The following is a 13,783-nucleotide window of genomic DNA, read 5'->3' as shown; positions in this document are numbered from 1 at the left end:
TGCCGCAATCGATCATGCATCATTGCGGCAGGCAGGAGATTCGCGATGAAAACCGTTTCCAAGACAGCCGCCGCCATGCTGGCCCTTTCGGCGCTGTGGCCCGTCCAGGCCTTCGCAGCCGAACTGCCCTATCTCGATGACCGGTCCGACGCGGCCGCCGTCGTCCGCTCGCTCTACAATGCGGTGAGCCGCAAGGAATATGCCCGCGCCTGGGACTATTTCGGCGAAACCAAGCCCGCCAAGGACTTTGCCGAATTCGCCAAGGGATATGAGACGACCGAACGCGTCGATGTCGAGACCGGCACCGTCAGCTCCGAAGGTGCTGCAGGCAGCATCTTCTACAACATCCCGGTGGCGATCCGCGCCGTCGCCGGCGACGGCACGGAGAAGGTCTTTGCCGGCTGCTACACCGCCCGCCAGGTCAACGCGGCGGCGCAGGAGCCGCCGTTCAAGCCGATCCTTCTCGAAAAGGGTAGCCTCAAGCCGGCCGAAGGCGACCTTGCCGGCGCCCTGCCGAAACAATGCGGCGACACCCCGCCGCCCGAGACCGACGCCCTGTTCGACCAGGCGACGAAGCTGTTTGCCGCCGACTACAAGGGCCAGTGCGACGCCAGCCGCGAGGGCGAAGGCGCCGCCAGGAGCTACAAGATCAGCTACGTCAACAAGTCGGATGCGCCCGACGCCAAGCCGAATGAAGCAAGGCTGTTCCGCTTTTTCTGCTCGATGGGCGCCTACAACGAGACCCACGTCTACTACCTGTGGAACGAGCTCAACGGGCTCAACCAGCAGCATTTCGCCACGCCCGAACTCGACATCCGCTACGAAAACGACGACAGCGAAGGCAAGCTCGAGAGCCTGAGCGTGATCGGCTACCGCGCCGAGACGCAGCTGGTGAACTCGGACTATGACGAAAAGACCATGACGCTGATGTCGCATGCCAAGTGGCGCGGTGTCGGCGATGCCTCGTCCGACGGCGTCTGGATCTTCCGCGACGGCGCCTTCACGCTGGTCAAATACGACGTCGATGCGTCCTATGACGGCGAGATCAACCCGGAGAGCATGCTCGACTACAACACCGGGCCATGAGCTATTTCGCCTGAAGCATCCAGTTGAGCGTGTCGCGCCAGTCGGTCATGCGGATCGGCGTGCCATGAGTGCCGGTCTCGAAGCGGACGAAGCGCGCGGGGTAACCCTTGTTCTTTGCCAGGATCGAGCGGAAGAACGCCTGCTGCTTGTCGACTGGGAAAACCGGGTCCTTGCTGCCTTGGCCGAAGAACACGGGCACCCCGGCCTTGAAGGCGGGTGACTTGAGAAAGCCGTCGTCCCAGAGCGAGCCGAGCAACATCAGCCCGCTCAACCGCTTGGCAGCCCGGGCATCGCGCGCGAGCCCCCAGCACAGTGCCCCGCCCATCGAACCGCAGGCGACGACGATCTTCGCGCCCGGTGATTGCGCAGCGTAGTGGTCGATCAGGGCTGCCACTTCGGCCACGCCCTTGTCGCCGAAGTCTGAAAAATCGGGCGAGAGATAGAGCCCGCCATTGGCGGCCATGAGGTTCTTGATGCGGTTGAAATTGCCGCCGAAGGTGAAGTCGTCGACGCCCTGCTTGCGGCTGCCGCCCTGGCCGTGGAGATAAAGCACGATGACCGAAGCACCTTCGGCCTTGCCGACGGCGAAATGCCTGATGTCGCCGACGTCAAGCTTCAGCACCAGATCCTGCTGGACCTTACGAACGCCGGTCGAGACATACTTGCCCTGGACCCGTCGCTCCGGCACCTGGTCGCGCGCGTTGATATCGCGCATCTCCTGGTAGTCGACGACGCGGTAGGTGTCGCCCTCGGACGAGAGGATCGCGGGATAGGCGAAAAGGTCGTCCTTGTAGGGGGCAAGGGTTTGGGCCGAGGCGGGAAAGGCGAGCGTTGCGCACGCCATCGAGATAACGCCCAACGCAAGCCGGCGAAGCCTTGCGCCCGACGCCCCCCTCTGGCCTGCCGGCAATCTCCCCCTCAAGGGGGGAGATTGGCTGTCATCGGCATCCGCGCCCTTCGGCAACGTCGGGAAAGCAACACCCGCGCAACTGCTGATCTCCCCCCTTGAGGGGGAGATGTCCAGCAGGACAGAGGGGGGCGCGAAGGAATGCAAGGCTGAATCGATCGACATGACGCAGGGTTGGCTAGCCGACAGGCGGTTTGTCAACAGCCTCAATCCTGCAGCACCCCGCCAGCACCTTCGAGCGCCTCGGGCGTGTCGACGTCGACGGCGGCCCCTGCCCCGATCTCGATGTCGATGACATCGACACCCTCGCTCTCGATCAGGTGCCGCGCGCCGGTGTCGCCTTCGAGATGGGCGACGGCAGGGAACAGCGACCGCGGCAGGATGACGGGGTTGCCGCGCTTGCCGTCGTGGGTGGCGCGGACGACGGCACGGCCGCCTGCCCGCTCGAACGCCTCGATCAGCCGGTCGAGGTCGGTCGCCAGCACTTCGGGCATGTCGCCAAGCACGACCAGCGCGCCGGCGGCATCCTCGGGAAGTGCCGACACGCCCGCCTTGAGCGAACCGGCGAGGCCGGAAGCGAAGTCGGCATTGTGCGCTATGGGAATGTCGAGCCCGGCGATGGCCTCACGGATGCGAGCGGCCTGGTGGCCGGTCACAACGACAGTGCCTTCGGCCCTGGAGGCAAGCACCCGCTCGGCAGTGCGACGCACCAGCGGCTTGCCCTGGAACAGCGCCAGCAGCTTGTTGGGCCCTCCCATGCGGCTGGAGCGGCCGGCGGCGAGCAGCACGGCATGGACTTTCGGCGCGACCGGCACGGCCGGTGCCTCGCGCGGCTGCGGACGCGTCGGGATTTCCATCAAGAGCCCGCCGACGCCCATGCCGCCAATGTCGGCAGCGGTGACCTCCAGCCCGGCAATCAGCCGGTCGAGCACCCAGTCGAAGCCGTTCTCCCTGGGGCTGCGGGCGCAGCCGGGCGCGCCGATGACCGCCGTGTTGCCGATATGACCGAGCACCAGCAGATTGCCGGGATCGACCGGCATGCCCGAACGGACAACCGTGCCGCCGGCCGCCCGGATGGCAGCGGGAATCACATCGTCGAAATCGGCAAGGGCCGAGGCGCCGAAGATAACGACCATGTCGTGCTCGCGGGCCAGCGCCCTCGCCGCCTCGGCGACAGCCGAAGCTTCGTGGGGGGTACGGCGCTCGGCCGTCAGGCGGCTGCCCGAGCGGGCCAACCGGTGCTCGGTCTGCCGCGCCGTCTTGTCGAGCACGCTTGGCTTGACGCTTGGCAGCACCGTCTGGATGACGCCGACGCGTCTGGGCACGAACGGATTGACGGCGAAGATCTCGCTGCGCGCGCAAATATCCGTTGCCTGGCGCACGAGGTCGCCGGACACGGCGAAAGGAATGATCTTCACGGTCGCGATCATCTGGCCCTTTTCAACGGTGGCATGCCGGGCAAGCGTGGCAATTGTGATCGACGGATCGATGGCGTTGATGGCGTCGACCAAGCCGGCATCGACGGTGAAAACGCCGGCTTCAAGCGCGTGCAGATTGACCCGGCCCGTCGCCGCCGGCTTCACCTCGATGTGGCGATGGCGCATGCTCGCCGCGATCGCCTCTGCGGCCTCGTCCTCGCCGAGGTCGCCCGGGTCCAGCACCGCAACGACGATCTCCGTCAGGCCGGCGGCCTCAAGGATGGCGATGTCTTCGGCAGCAAGGACATGGGCCTTGCGGTAGCGGCGGTCGTCGGCGCTGGTGGAATGCGCCAGCACCGCGCCGACTGCCTGTCCGACAGGTATCGTGCCGAATTTCACGCCGCCTCGCTTGTCGTTTTGGCACCCAGGCCGCGCGAACGGAAAGCCGCGATGACCTGAGCCAGGACCGCGACCGCGATCTCGGCCGGGTTGGCGGCACCGATGTCGAGGCCGATGGGCGCATTGATACGCTCGATCTGCGCCGCCGTCGCGCCCATGCTGAGGAGCCGCTCGACACGCTTGGCGTGGGTCTTGCGGCTGCCGAGCGCGCCGACATAGAAACAGTCGGCGTCGAGTGCCGCCTTGAGCGCGAAATCGTCGATCTTGGGATCATGGGTGACGGCCGCCAGCGCCGCATAGCGGTCGAGCGGGCAGTGCGTCAGCACATCCTCGGGCCATTCGGCGCGAAGTTCGACATCGGGAAAGCGCTCGTCGCTGGCAAACGCGGTGCGCGGATCGATGATCTGGAGCGGGAAGCCGGCGATCCTGGCCATGGGCGCCAGCGCCTGGCTGATATGGACGGCGCCGACCACCACCAGCCGGGGCTGCGGCAGGTGAACGTTGAGGAAGAACTGGCGGCCTTCGGCCTCGGCGGTGCCGGAAAGGCCGGTGCGGAAGGCCCTGGAGATCGCCTCGCCGAGATCGCCGGCGACAACATCGCCCTCCTTGACGACACGATCGCGGCCATCCCCGATGTCGGTGACCAGGATGGCGGCACGGCGCGCGCGGCGCTCGGCGTTCAGCGTCTTCAGTGCAAACGGATCCATCGCTCTAGCCCAACCGCTCGACATAAACGCGGATGCGGCCGCCGCACGACAGGCCGACCTGCCAGGCCGTCTCGTCGGCAACGCCGAACTCAAGCATCTTCGCCTGGCCGCTGCCGATCACTTCGAGCGCTTCGGAGATGACCGCGCCCTCGACACAGCCGCCGGAAACGGAGCCGTGAAAGGTGCCCTCGGCATCGATGACGAGATGGCTGCCCACCGGACGCGGCGCCGAGCCCCAGGTCTCGACCACGGTGGCAATGGCGACATCCTTGCCGTCCTTCATCCAGCCTTCGGCGATGATCAGCGGATCGCGGGCTTCGTCGAGAAACTTGCTTGGCATGGAACCTCCCTCATGACCTTACGCCGCCCGGCGCTGGCCGTCGATCATCCACAATCTGGGGTCGCTTTGGCGCGATGCGGGCGCGCCGAGCGACGCGCAAAGGTCGCCGAGCGCATTGAGATTGTGCACCGGGCGGAACTCGTCGACATAGGGCAGCATGGCGCGAACGCCGCGGGCGCGCGCCTCGAAGCCGTCGAAACGCAATAGCGGATTGAGCCAGATCAGCCGGCGGCAGGATTTCTTCAGCCGCTCCATCTCCTCGGAAAGGCCGGCCACATCGTCTCGCTCGAGCCCGTCGGTGATCAGCAGCACGACGGCACCCTGCCCGAGCACGCGGCGCGACCACAGCCGGTTGAACTCGCCGAGCGTGTCGCCGATGCGGGTGCCGCCCGACCAGTCCTTGACCGCGGCGGAACAGTCGGCAAGCGCCGCATCGGGGTCGCGGTGGCGCATCTGGCGGGTCAGGTTGGTCAGCCTGGTGCCGAAGACGAAGGTGTGGACGCGCCGCCGCTTCTCGGTCAGGGCGTGCAGGAAATGCAGGAAGATGCGTGTGTACTGGCTCATCGAACCGGAGATGTCGGCCAGCACTACCAGAGGCGGGTGCACTTCGCGCACCGACCGGAATCTTGGCAGGATCAACTGGCCGCCGGTGCGGGCGGCGGCACGCATCATGGCGCGCGGATCGACCTTGCCGCCATGCGGGTCGGGCTTGAAGCGGCGGGTGCGCACGGTGTCGAAAGGCAGCCGAAGCGCTGCGATCTCGCGCCGCGCCTGCGTGATCTCGTCGGCGCTCATCTGGGCGAAGTCCTTGGCGCGCAACATTTCGTTGCCGGAGACGGTGAAGCGGGCGTCGACCTCGATCTCGGGGATTTCGCGTGGCGGCTGGTTTTTCTGGTGACCCTCGAACATTGCCTGGCTAACGCGGTTTTCGGCAGCGCGCGGCTTTTGCCTTTCGCGATGGTCGGGCGCGACAGGCGAAAACATCGCCAGCAGCTTTTCGATCAGCTCACGCGATTTCCAGAACAGGCGGAAGGCCTCGTCGAAGGTCGGGTGATCCTCGTGCCGGGTGACCAGAACGGCATGCAGCGTCCAGTAAAAATCGTCGCGCGACCCGATGCCTGCCGCCAGCACCGCCTCGATGGCATCCTTGACCGAAGCCGGGCCGACGCGCATGCCGGCCTTGCGCAAGGCGCGGGCGAAATAGACGATATTGTCGGCGATGCGGCCGTCGGGGGTGGCACTACGGGGCGTCATGTCGCGATGCCCCCGGTTGCAGCTGCCGCCTGGTCGAAGCCACTGAATGGGATCATCATTGGACCCGACTGGACTTCATTCAGATCACGGCATGGATTCCCGACACTCTCCGCTCGCTTTGCTCGCTCACGAGGTCGGGAATGACAAGCGAGAGGAAGCGTTTTCGCAAATCGCAGACGCCTGCGATTGGCTGCCAAGGGCATGCGCCGGCGAATGGCGGTGACGGTCATGAAGGTCGTCATTCCCGACCTCGTGAGCGAGCAAAGCGAGCGGAGAGTGTCGGGAATCCATGCCGTGACGGCGAAGACATCGAATCCGGCCCAGGACTGACTTTTCCAAACCGAATGCGAACCGAGACGGGGCTCACGCCAACGCGTTCAACCAGCTGACGGCCGGATGAAGCGGGCGAGTGGAGCACCATCAGACCTACTCCGCCGCCGCCAGCTCCGCCTTCACCTCGTTGAGGATGCGGCGGCCTTCGCCCTGTTCGATGCGCGCAATGTCGTCCTGGTATTTGAGCAGCACGCCGATCGTGTCGGAAATCGTCTCGGGATCGAGCGCCACCTTGTCGAGTTCGGTGAGCGCGCTGGCCCAGTCGATGGTTTCGGCGACGCCGGGCACCTTGAACAATTCGATCTCGCGCAGCCTCTGGATGAAACGCACGACCTCATGGGAAAGACGCTGGTTGGCCTGCGGCACCTTGCGGCGGACGATCTCGAGCTCACGCTCGGCATTGGGATAGTCGACCCAATGATAGAGGCAGCGGCGCTTGAGGGCGTCATGGATCTCGCGGGTGCGGTTGGTCGTGATGATGACGATCGGCGGCTCCTCGGCCTTGATCGTGCCGAGCTCGGGCACCGTGACCTGGTAGTCGGAAAGGATTTCGAGCAGGAAGGCTTCGAAGGCCTCGTCGGTGCGGTCGAGTTCGTCGATGAGGAAGACGGGGGCCGCACCCTGCGTGCCGGTGAGCGCGTCGAGCACCGGACGTCGGATCAGGTATTTCTCGGAGAAGACGTTCTTTTCCATGTCGGAGCGGTCGACCTTGCCTGTCGCCTCCTCCATGCGGATCTCGATCATCTGCGCCGCATAGTTCCATTCGTAGACGGCGGACGAGACGTCGAGGCCCTCGTAGCATTGCAGCCGGATCAGCCGGCGCCCGAGCGCGCTGGCCAGAACCTTGGCGATCTCGGTCTTGCCGACGCCGGCCTCGCCTTCGAGAAACAGCGGCCGGTTCATGCACAGGGACAGAAACAGCACCGTCGCCAGGGCCCGGTCGGCGACGTAGTCGGCTCCGGTCAGCAGATCGAGCGTCTCGTCGATCGTTTGCGGGATGGGACGAGGCGTGCGGTCGGTCATGGCGATTCCGGGAAAACGGCCTACAGCACGTGGTAGCTGCGGCCGTGATAGATCAGCGGGCGGAGGTTATCGCCGATGCGCAGGCCTGTCACCTTGCCAAACATGACGCGATGGGTGGCCAGTTCCTTGCTGTCGACCAGTTCGCAGTCGAACACCGCGACCGCGCCGATCAGCGCCGGCGCGCCGGAGGCCAGGACCTCCCAATCGCCAAGGGCGAAGCGCTCCTCCGGCGGCAGGCCGGTGACGCCGGAAAAGGCGACGGCGAGCGGCTCGTGTCTGGCGGCCAGCGTGTTGAGGGCAAAATTGCCGTTTTCGACGAAGGCGTCGTTCTTGGGATTCTCGCGATTGACGCAGACCAGGACCATCGGCGGGGTGTCGGAGACCGAGCAGGCGGCGATGATGGTTGCGCCGCGCCTGCCGGCTGCACCGTCGGTCGTCACCAGATGAACGGCGCCGGCAAAGTGGCTCATGGCGTCGCGATAGGCCTGCGGCCCGACTTCAAACTTCTTCAGCAACGGATTTTCCTGCAATGAACCCTGAGCGCTATATATGCCCGCATCATTGGGCTCACAAGCAAGTGGGCACAAGCACATTGCGCTTGCATGGGCCAGGCAGTAGGTCAAAGACATCGCGTAAACTTGTGCGCGCAGAGGATTTTGTTGGACCGAATGCGATCCGCAACTGCCATCGCCACTGCCCTGGCCGCATCGCTCGTGGCGCTGGCCGCCCAGGCCGAACCGTTGAAGATCGGCGTTGCTGCGCCGCTTTCCGGCCCGTCGGCCATTCTCGGCGAGCAGATCAGGACCGGCGCGGCGCTGGCTGCCGCGCGTGACGGCGTAGCACTCGAGATTGCCGACGACCAGTGCACGGCCGAGGGCGGGGCCGATGCCGCGAAGCGCTTCGTCGATGCCAAGGTCGCCGTCGTCACCGGCTTTCTCTGCACCGAAGCGATCGAGGCCGCACTGCCCGTGCTCAAGGATGCACGAATACCCGTCATCACGGTCGGCGTGCGCACCGACAGCCTGACCGACCGGCGCGACAAGACCGGCTGGCAGGTGTTCAGGCTTGGACCGCGCGGCGACGGCGAGCGCGAGGCGGCAGCTTCGATCCTGACGCGGCTGTGGGCCGACAAGCTGTTCGCCATCGTCGACGACGGCACGATCTATGGCCGCGAACTCGCCGAGAGCGTCCGGGCGAGCGCGGAACAAGCCGGGTTGAAGCCGGTGTTCCTGGACACGTTCAGGCCGCAGCTCGACAACCAGGTGGCGCTAATCGGCCGGCTGCGCAAGGCCGGCGCCACGCATGTGTTCGTCGGCGGTGACGGCGAGGATGTCGCGGTGATGGGCCGCGACGCGGCATCGCTGGGCGTCGGCATCGTGTTTGCCGGCGGCGATACGCTTCGCGTGGCCGACCGGACCGTCCCGCCCGCCGAGGGCACGCTGATGATCGCGGCTCCGGAGTGGTCGAGCCTGGCGAGCCCCGATGTGCTGGCGGCGTTCGAGACGGCAAAGGCGGTGACGGACGGCTACGCCCTGCCCGCCTATGCGGCGGTGGAAGTCGCGCGCGCCGCAGCCGATCTCGCAATAACGGGCGGCAAGCCAGTCGCGGACGTGCTGGCCGGTACCGAATTCGATACGGCCATCGGAAAAATCCGCTTCGACGCCAGGGGGGACCTCGCCGAGACCCCGTTGCGCCTGTTCCGCTTCGACGGCGCAACCTACCAGCCCGCAGAGGCCGAATGATGCTGAAAGCCGGGCCGCTCAGCCTGATCACCGACGTGGCCGGCCTGCGGGTCGGCAATGCCGCCGACGGAAAGGCGAAATCGGGCGTGACGGTGGTCCTGTGCGACACACCGGCGACGGCCGCCGTGCAAGTGCTGGGCGGCGCGCCGGGAACACGCGAGACCGACCTGCTCGACGCGCACAACACGGTCGAGACCGTCAATGCGATAGCGCTTGCCGGCGGCTCGGCCTTCGGCCTCGATGCCGCTTCGGGCGTGCAGGCGGCACTGCGCGAGAGAGGCATCGGCTTTGCCGTTCGGGACCAGATCATCCCGATCGTGCCGGCGGCGATCCTGTTCGACATGCTCAACGGCGGCGACAAGGACTGGGGCCGTTACCCGCCCTATCGCGAGCTGGGATATGACGCCGCGCAGGCTGCCGGCCGCGAATTCGCCCTTGGCACCATAGGCGCCGGCACGGGCGCGCTGACGGCCGGGCTCAAGGGCGGGCTGGGTTCGGCCTCGACCGTGCTGCCGAATGGCGTGACGGTCGGCGCGCTGGTCGCCGTCAATGCCACCGGTTCGGTGACGGTGGGGCGCTCCAGGCACTTCTGGGCCGCTCCCTTCGAACTGGACGCCGAGTTCGGCGGCCTCGGCTACCCCTCGCCGATGCCTGCCGACGCTTCCCGCGTGTTCAAGAAGTACGAGGAAGAAAACAGTGCCATGGCCAACACCACCATCGCTATCGTCGCCACCGACGCGGTGTTGACCAAGGCCGCCGCCAAGCGGCTGGCGATCGCGGCGCATGACGGCTTCACCCGCGCCATCTGGCCGGTGCACACGCCGTTCGACGGCGACCTGGTGTTTGCGCTGGCGACGGGGGCGAGCGGGATCGAGGTCGGACAGGCCGATGTCGTCGATTTCTACGCCGCCGCGGCCTCGACAATGGCCCGGGCGATCGCGCGGGGGGTGCAGGCCGCATCGGCTGCGCCCGGCGACATAATGCCTGTGTGGTCGGCACGCAAAGGCTGACCCAAAATCCTTTGTTGACGGTATCTTAGCGCATTCGCCTGAAAAACTGATTCAATCGCAAAGGGGGCCACTGCCATGAAAATGATGAAGCTTCTTTGCCTCGCAGGCCTGTCGCTGCTGGCCGTTTCGCAAGTTGCCCAGGCCGGCGACGCCGCCGAACTCAACGTGCTCGGCTTCAGCGCCGACGGCAAGGTGTTCGCGTTCGAGGAATACGGCATCCAGGATGGCTCGGGTTTTGCCTATGCCCACCGTTTCTACATCGACACCACCACCGACAAGTTCCTGCCCAACACGCCGGTGCGGGTGCAGATGGAGGACGAGAGCGTCGGCCTGCAGGTGGCGCGCGACGAGGCCCGCAAACGCGGCGACAAGATCATTGCCGAAGCGGTGCTGTCCGCCAATCGCGGCCGCCTCGCCGGGTTCAATGCCGTGACCGAGACCAGCGCCGACGCGCAGCGCATGGTGGTCAATCCACGGCCGGTGTTTCCGCCCATCGATGCGCCGCTCGAATTCCGCCTCGAAGAGATTTCGCTCGGCGAGATCGAACGCTGCCCCGGCATCGGTCCGGTCAAGGGCTTCAAGCTGGTGCAGGTCGGCGAAGGCGGCAAGACCACGGTCATGCAGGAAGACAAGGACGTGCCGCTCAGCCGCGGGTGCCCGACGGGCTATCGAATCGGCGGCGTGCAGACCTTTTTCGGCGAAGGCGGCGCGATGTCCTACGCGGTGCTGATCACCGTCGTCCGCCATGGTTTCGAGGGGCCGGACCACCGCTGGCTTGCGGTGACGGGACGGATGTGAGCGACAGCCCCGCTATCGCCGGCGACCCAAGCCCCACCGAAGGGCCGGGTGCGATGCGCGCACGTCAAAGATTGCGCCAGTCCCTGCCGTCGCTGCGCCTTGCGCTGGCCGGTTCGGCGCTGTGGGGCTTTGCGATGGGCGCGACGGCGTTCTTCTCGCTGCTTCTCGACCATTGGGAGACGCCGCTCCGGGTCCGCGCGGTCGTGGTGCTTTTCGCGCTCGGCGGGGCCGTTGCCTTTCCCATCGGCTGGACGCTGGCAGGATTGCTGTCACACGGCCGTCGCGCCGAGACGGCGTTCGCCGCCGCCTTCGTTGCGCTCGCTGCGACGACGGTCGGCCTGACGACGCTGTTCTATGCACTGCAATATCGCAGCTACTATGCCGAATGGCATGCCGAGCCATTCACCCTGACGTGGGCGTTCCAGGTCGTCTTCACGGGGCTGGTCGCGCTCTACCAGTTTGCCGTCCTGGGCGTCAGGCTCTATTTTCCCGGCGGTTTTGTTGCCCTTTTCGCCACAGCATCGTGGTTTGCCTACCGTTCGCGTTGAGCATTGGGCCTACCTCTGTTAGGGGAGCGGCGACGAAACCTCAGCTGGAAGAGCCCCGCCATGATCCCTCGTTATTCGCGGCCCGAGATGGTCGCCATCTGGTCGCCCGAAACGCGCTTCCGCATCTGGTTCGAGATCGAAGCCCATGCCTGCGACGCGCTGGCCGAAATCGGCGTCATCCCCAAGGAAGCGGCAAGGACGATCTGGGAAAAGGGCGGCGCCGCACAATTCGACGTCGAGCGCATCGACGAGATCGAACGCGTGACCAAGCATGACGTCATCGCCTTCCTGACGCATCTGGCCGAGTTCGTCGGCCCGGATTCGCGCTTCATCCACCAGGGCATGACCTCGTCGGACGTGCTCGACACCTGCCTGTCGGTGCAGCTCGTTCGCGCCACCGACATCCTGCTTGCCGATCTCGACGGCCTGCTCGAGGCGCTGAAGCGCCGCGCCTTCGAGCACAAGGACACCGTCACCATCGGCCGCAGCCACGGCATCCATGCCGAGCCGACGACGTTCGGCGTCAAGCTGGCGCTGGCCTATGCCGAGTTCTCGCGCTGCCGCGAGCGTCTGGTGCATGCCCGCGAGGACATCGCCACCTGCGCCATCTCGGGCGCCGTCGGCACCTTCGCCAACATCGACCCGCGCGTCGAGGAGCATGTCGCAGCCAAGCTCGGCCTCAAGCCGGAGCCGGTGTCGACGCAGGTCATCCCGCGCGACCGCCACGCCATGTTCTTCGCGACGCTCGGCGTCATCGCCTCGTCGATCGAGCGCCTGGCGACCGAAATCCGCCATCTGCAACGCACCGAGGTGCTGGAAGCGGAAGAGTATTTCTCGCCGGGCCAGAAAGGCTCGTCGGCAATGCCGCACAAGCGCAACCCGGTGCTGACCGAAAACCTGACCGGCCTCGCCCGCATGGTCCGCTCCTATGCGGCGCCGGCAATGGAGAACGTGGCGCTGTGGCACGAGCGCGACATCTCGCACTCGTCGGTCGAGCGCATGATCGGCCCAGACGCGACCGTGACGCTCGATTTCGCGCTGGCACGCCTCACCGGCGTCATCGACAAGCTGGTCGTCTATCCCGACAACATGCTCAAGAACATGAACAAGTTCCGCGGTCTGGTGCACTCGCAGCGCGTGCTGCTGGCGCTGACGCAGGCAGGCGTTTCCCGCGAGGACGCCTACCGGCTGGTGCAGCGCAACGCCATGAAGGTGTGGGAAGAGGGCAAGGACTTCCTCGAGGAACTGCTGGCCGACAAGGAAGTGACGGCCGCCCTGCCCGAGAACGAGATCCGCGAGAAGTTCGACCTCGGCTATCACACCAAGCATGTCGACACGATCTTCAAGCGCGTGTTCTGAAACGATAAAGGCCCGCTGGATCGCGGGCCTTGAGATTGCAGAACCCCGGTGCAAGCCGGGGTTTTTTCATGGGCCGTGCTGTGCAGGCCCTTGTGCTTCGTGGCCGGCATCACCCAAACAACAAAAAACCCCGCCGAAAATCGACGGGGTCCTTGCAATGCTTGGCGGCCGTAGCCGGCTGGCGCCGATCCGAAGGGATTAGCGCGAGTAGAATTCGACGACGAGGTTCGGTTCCATCTGGACGGCGAACGGAACGTCCGACAGGCCGGGAACGCGAGCGAAGGTCGCAACCATCTTGTTGTGGTCGACTTCGATGTAGTCCGGCACGTCGCGCTCGGCGAGGGCAACGGCCTCAAGCACGATGACCAGCTGCTTCGACTTCTCGCGGACCTCGATCACGTCGCCGGCCTTGCAGCGGTACGAGCTGATGTTGGTACGCTTGCCGTTGACGTTGACGTGGCCGTGGTTGACGAACTGACGGGCCGCGAAAATGGTCGGCACGAACTTGGCGCGGTAGACGACCGCGTCGAGACGCGACTCGAGCAGACCGATCAGGTTCTCCGGCGTATCGCCCCTGCGGCGGTTGGCCTCTTCGTAGGTCTTGCGGAACTGCTTTTCCGAGATGTCACCGTAGTGACCCTTCAGCTTCTGCTTGGCGCGCAGCTGCAGACCGAAGTCCGAGAGCTTGCCCTTGCGACGCTGGCCGTGCTGGCCGGGGCCGTATTCACGCTTGTTGACCGGGGACTTCGGGCGGCCCCAGATGTTCTCGCCAAGACGGCGGTCGATCTTGTATTTCGCGGATTCGCGCTTGCTCATCGCATTCCCTTTCAAAACAATACACCCGAAACCTCACGTTTCG

Annotated in this window: 15 protein-coding genes; 7 read left to right on the top strand and 8 right to left on the bottom strand. The window is 65.8% G+C overall.

Translation table 11 applies throughout. From position 1 onward, the window contains the following. Positions 1-45: 45 nt before the first annotated feature. Positions 46-1,086 carry a DUF1176 domain-containing protein gene (locus GGR00_RS11470; RefSeq protein ID WP_055971177.1) on the top strand — a complete coding sequence of 347 codons (1,041 nt, stop codon included), beginning with the start codon at positions 46-48 and terminating at the stop codon, positions 1,084-1,086. Between the two features lies 1 nt (position 1,087). On the opposite strand, the gene GGR00_RS11465 is transcribed toward GGR00_RS11470, so the two are convergent. The 5 genes from GGR00_RS11465 to GGR00_RS11445 all read right to left on the bottom strand — a co-directional run bounded on the left by GGR00_RS11465 (position 1,088) and on the right by GGR00_RS11445 (position 6,111). Beyond that, entirely contained in the window at positions 1,088-1,930 is an 843-nt protein-coding gene (locus GGR00_RS11465) for an alpha/beta hydrolase family protein (RefSeq protein ID WP_055971180.1), read from the bottom strand. A 269-nt stretch (positions 1,931-2,199) separates the two neighbouring features. Beyond that, positions 2,200-3,810 (bottom strand): NTP transferase domain-containing protein, encoded by a 1,611-nt coding sequence (locus GGR00_RS11460; protein ID WP_055971184.1) that lies wholly within the window; start codon positions 3,808-3,810, stop codon positions 2,200-2,202. Continuing rightward, entirely contained in the window at positions 3,807-4,517 is a 711-nt protein-coding gene (locus GGR00_RS11455) for an XdhC family protein (protein WP_055971188.1), read from the bottom strand. The genes GGR00_RS11460 and GGR00_RS11455 overlap by 4 nt, the downstream gene beginning before the upstream one ends. A gap of 4 nt (positions 4,518-4,521) precedes the next feature. Next, positions 4,522-4,857 (bottom strand): XdhC family protein, encoded by a 336-nt coding sequence (locus tag GGR00_RS11450; protein WP_055971191.1) that lies wholly within the window; start codon positions 4,855-4,857, stop codon positions 4,522-4,524. An 18-nt stretch (positions 4,858-4,875) separates the two neighbouring features. Then, positions 4,876-6,111: a vWA domain-containing protein gene (locus tag GGR00_RS11445; protein WP_055971193.1), complete on the bottom strand. Its 1,236-nt coding sequence runs from the start codon at positions 6,109-6,111 to the stop codon at positions 4,876-4,878. Between the two features lie 186 nt (positions 6,112-6,297). Between GGR00_RS11445 and GGR00_RS11440 the strand changes: the two genes are divergently transcribed. Continuing rightward, complete coding sequence (locus GGR00_RS11440; protein WP_156381111.1) at positions 6,298-6,441, top strand: hypothetical protein; 144 nt, start codon at positions 6,298-6,300, stop codon at positions 6,439-6,441. A gap of 96 nt (positions 6,442-6,537) precedes the next feature. Here GGR00_RS11440 and GGR00_RS11435 read toward each other — a convergent pair whose 3' ends face one another. Further along, a complete protein-coding gene (locus tag GGR00_RS11435) occupies positions 6,538-7,467 on the bottom strand; it encodes an AAA family ATPase (RefSeq protein ID WP_055971196.1) in 930 nt (309 codons plus the stop codon). Positions 7,468-7,487: 20 nt separating this feature from the next. Further along, the gene (locus GGR00_RS11430; RefSeq protein WP_055971198.1) at positions 7,488-7,982 is read right to left on the bottom strand and encodes a flavin reductase family protein; all 495 of its coding nucleotides are present in this window, start codon (positions 7,980-7,982) and stop codon (positions 7,488-7,490) included. A gap of 153 nt (positions 7,983-8,135) precedes the next feature. Here GGR00_RS11430 and GGR00_RS11425 point away from each other — a divergent pair, with 153 nt between their 5' ends. The 5 genes from GGR00_RS11425 (at position 8,136) to purB (ending at position 12,924) form a co-directional block, all read left to right on the top strand. After that, on the top strand, positions 8,136-9,209 hold the full coding sequence (locus GGR00_RS11425) for a branched-chain amino acid ABC transporter substrate-binding protein (RefSeq protein WP_055971201.1): 1,074 nt from the start codon (positions 8,136-8,138) through the stop codon (positions 9,207-9,209). Beyond that, positions 9,209-10,219: a P1 family peptidase gene (locus GGR00_RS11420; protein ID WP_184699578.1), complete on the top strand. Its 1,011-nt coding sequence runs from the start codon at positions 9,209-9,211 to the stop codon at positions 10,217-10,219. The genes GGR00_RS11425 and GGR00_RS11420 overlap by 1 nt, the downstream gene beginning before the upstream one ends. 75 nt (positions 10,220-10,294) lie before the next feature. Beyond that, entirely contained in the window at positions 10,295-11,017 is a 723-nt protein-coding gene (locus tag GGR00_RS11415) for a DUF2259 domain-containing protein (protein WP_055971204.1), read from the top strand. Positions 11,018-11,070: 53 nt separating this feature from the next. Continuing rightward, positions 11,071-11,565 carry a hypothetical protein gene (locus GGR00_RS11410; RefSeq protein WP_055971207.1) on the top strand — a complete coding sequence of 165 codons (495 nt, stop codon included), beginning with the start codon at positions 11,071-11,073 and terminating at the stop codon, positions 11,563-11,565. A gap of 60 nt (positions 11,566-11,625) precedes the next feature. Further along, positions 11,626-12,924 carry an adenylosuccinate lyase gene (gene purB / locus GGR00_RS11405; protein WP_055971210.1) on the top strand — a complete coding sequence of 433 codons (1,299 nt, stop codon included), beginning with the start codon at positions 11,626-11,628 and terminating at the stop codon, positions 12,922-12,924. A 198-nt stretch (positions 12,925-13,122) separates the two neighbouring features. Here purB and rpsD read toward each other — a convergent pair whose 3' ends face one another. Continuing rightward, positions 13,123-13,740, bottom strand: a complete 618-nt coding sequence (rpsD, locus tag GGR00_RS11400; protein ID WP_055971213.1) for a 30S ribosomal protein S4 — start codon at positions 13,738-13,740, stop codon at positions 13,123-13,125. Positions 13,741-13,783: the final 43 nt, after the last annotated feature.

This window comes from Aminobacter aganoensis (assembly GCF_014206975.1).
GTDB classification, from domain to species: domain Bacteria; phylum Pseudomonadota; class Alphaproteobacteria; order Rhizobiales; family Rhizobiaceae; genus Aminobacter; species Aminobacter aganoensis.
Note: the sequence above shows the minus strand (reverse complement) of the source record. Positions and strands in the feature narration are given on the sequence as shown.

Excerpts from the sequence above, each read along its gene's own strand:
- rpsD (WP_055971213.1), bottom strand. The coding sequence starts at position 13,740 with ATGAGCAAGCGCGAATCCGCGAAATACAAGATCGACCGCCGTCTTGGC.
- GGR00_RS11410 (WP_055971207.1), top strand. The coding sequence starts at position 11,071 with ATGCGCGCACGTCAAAGATTGCGCCAGTCCCTGCCGTCGCTGCGCCTT.
- purB (WP_055971210.1), top strand. The coding sequence starts at position 11,626 with ATGATCCCTCGTTATTCGCGGCCCGAGATGGTCGCCATCTGGTCGCCC.
- GGR00_RS11450 (WP_055971191.1), bottom strand. The coding sequence starts at position 4,857 with ATGCCAAGCAAGTTTCTCGACGAAGCCCGCGATCCGCTGATCATCGCC.
- GGR00_RS11470 (WP_055971177.1), top strand. The coding sequence starts at position 46 with ATGAAAACCGTTTCCAAGACAGCCGCCGCCATGCTGGCCCTTTCGGCG.
- GGR00_RS11420 (WP_184699578.1), top strand. The coding sequence starts at position 9,209 with ATGCTGAAAGCCGGGCCGCTCAGCCTGATCACCGACGTGGCCGGCCTG.
- GGR00_RS11455 (WP_055971188.1), bottom strand. The coding sequence starts at position 4,517 with ATGGATCCGTTTGCACTGAAGACGCTGAACGCCGAGCGCCGCGCGCGC.
- GGR00_RS11465 (WP_055971180.1), bottom strand. The coding sequence starts at position 1,930 with ATGGCGTGCGCAACGCTCGCCTTTCCCGCCTCGGCCCAAACCCTTGCC.
- GGR00_RS11435 (WP_055971196.1), bottom strand. The coding sequence starts at position 7,467 with ATGACCGACCGCACGCCTCGTCCCATCCCGCAAACGATCGACGAGACG.
- GGR00_RS11415 (WP_055971204.1), top strand. The coding sequence starts at position 10,295 with ATGAAAATGATGAAGCTTCTTTGCCTCGCAGGCCTGTCGCTGCTGGCC.
- GGR00_RS11425 (WP_055971201.1), top strand. The coding sequence starts at position 8,136 with ATGCGATCCGCAACTGCCATCGCCACTGCCCTGGCCGCATCGCTCGTG.
- GGR00_RS11445 (WP_055971193.1), bottom strand. The coding sequence starts at position 6,111 with ATGACGCCCCGTAGTGCCACCCCCGACGGCCGCATCGCCGACAATATC.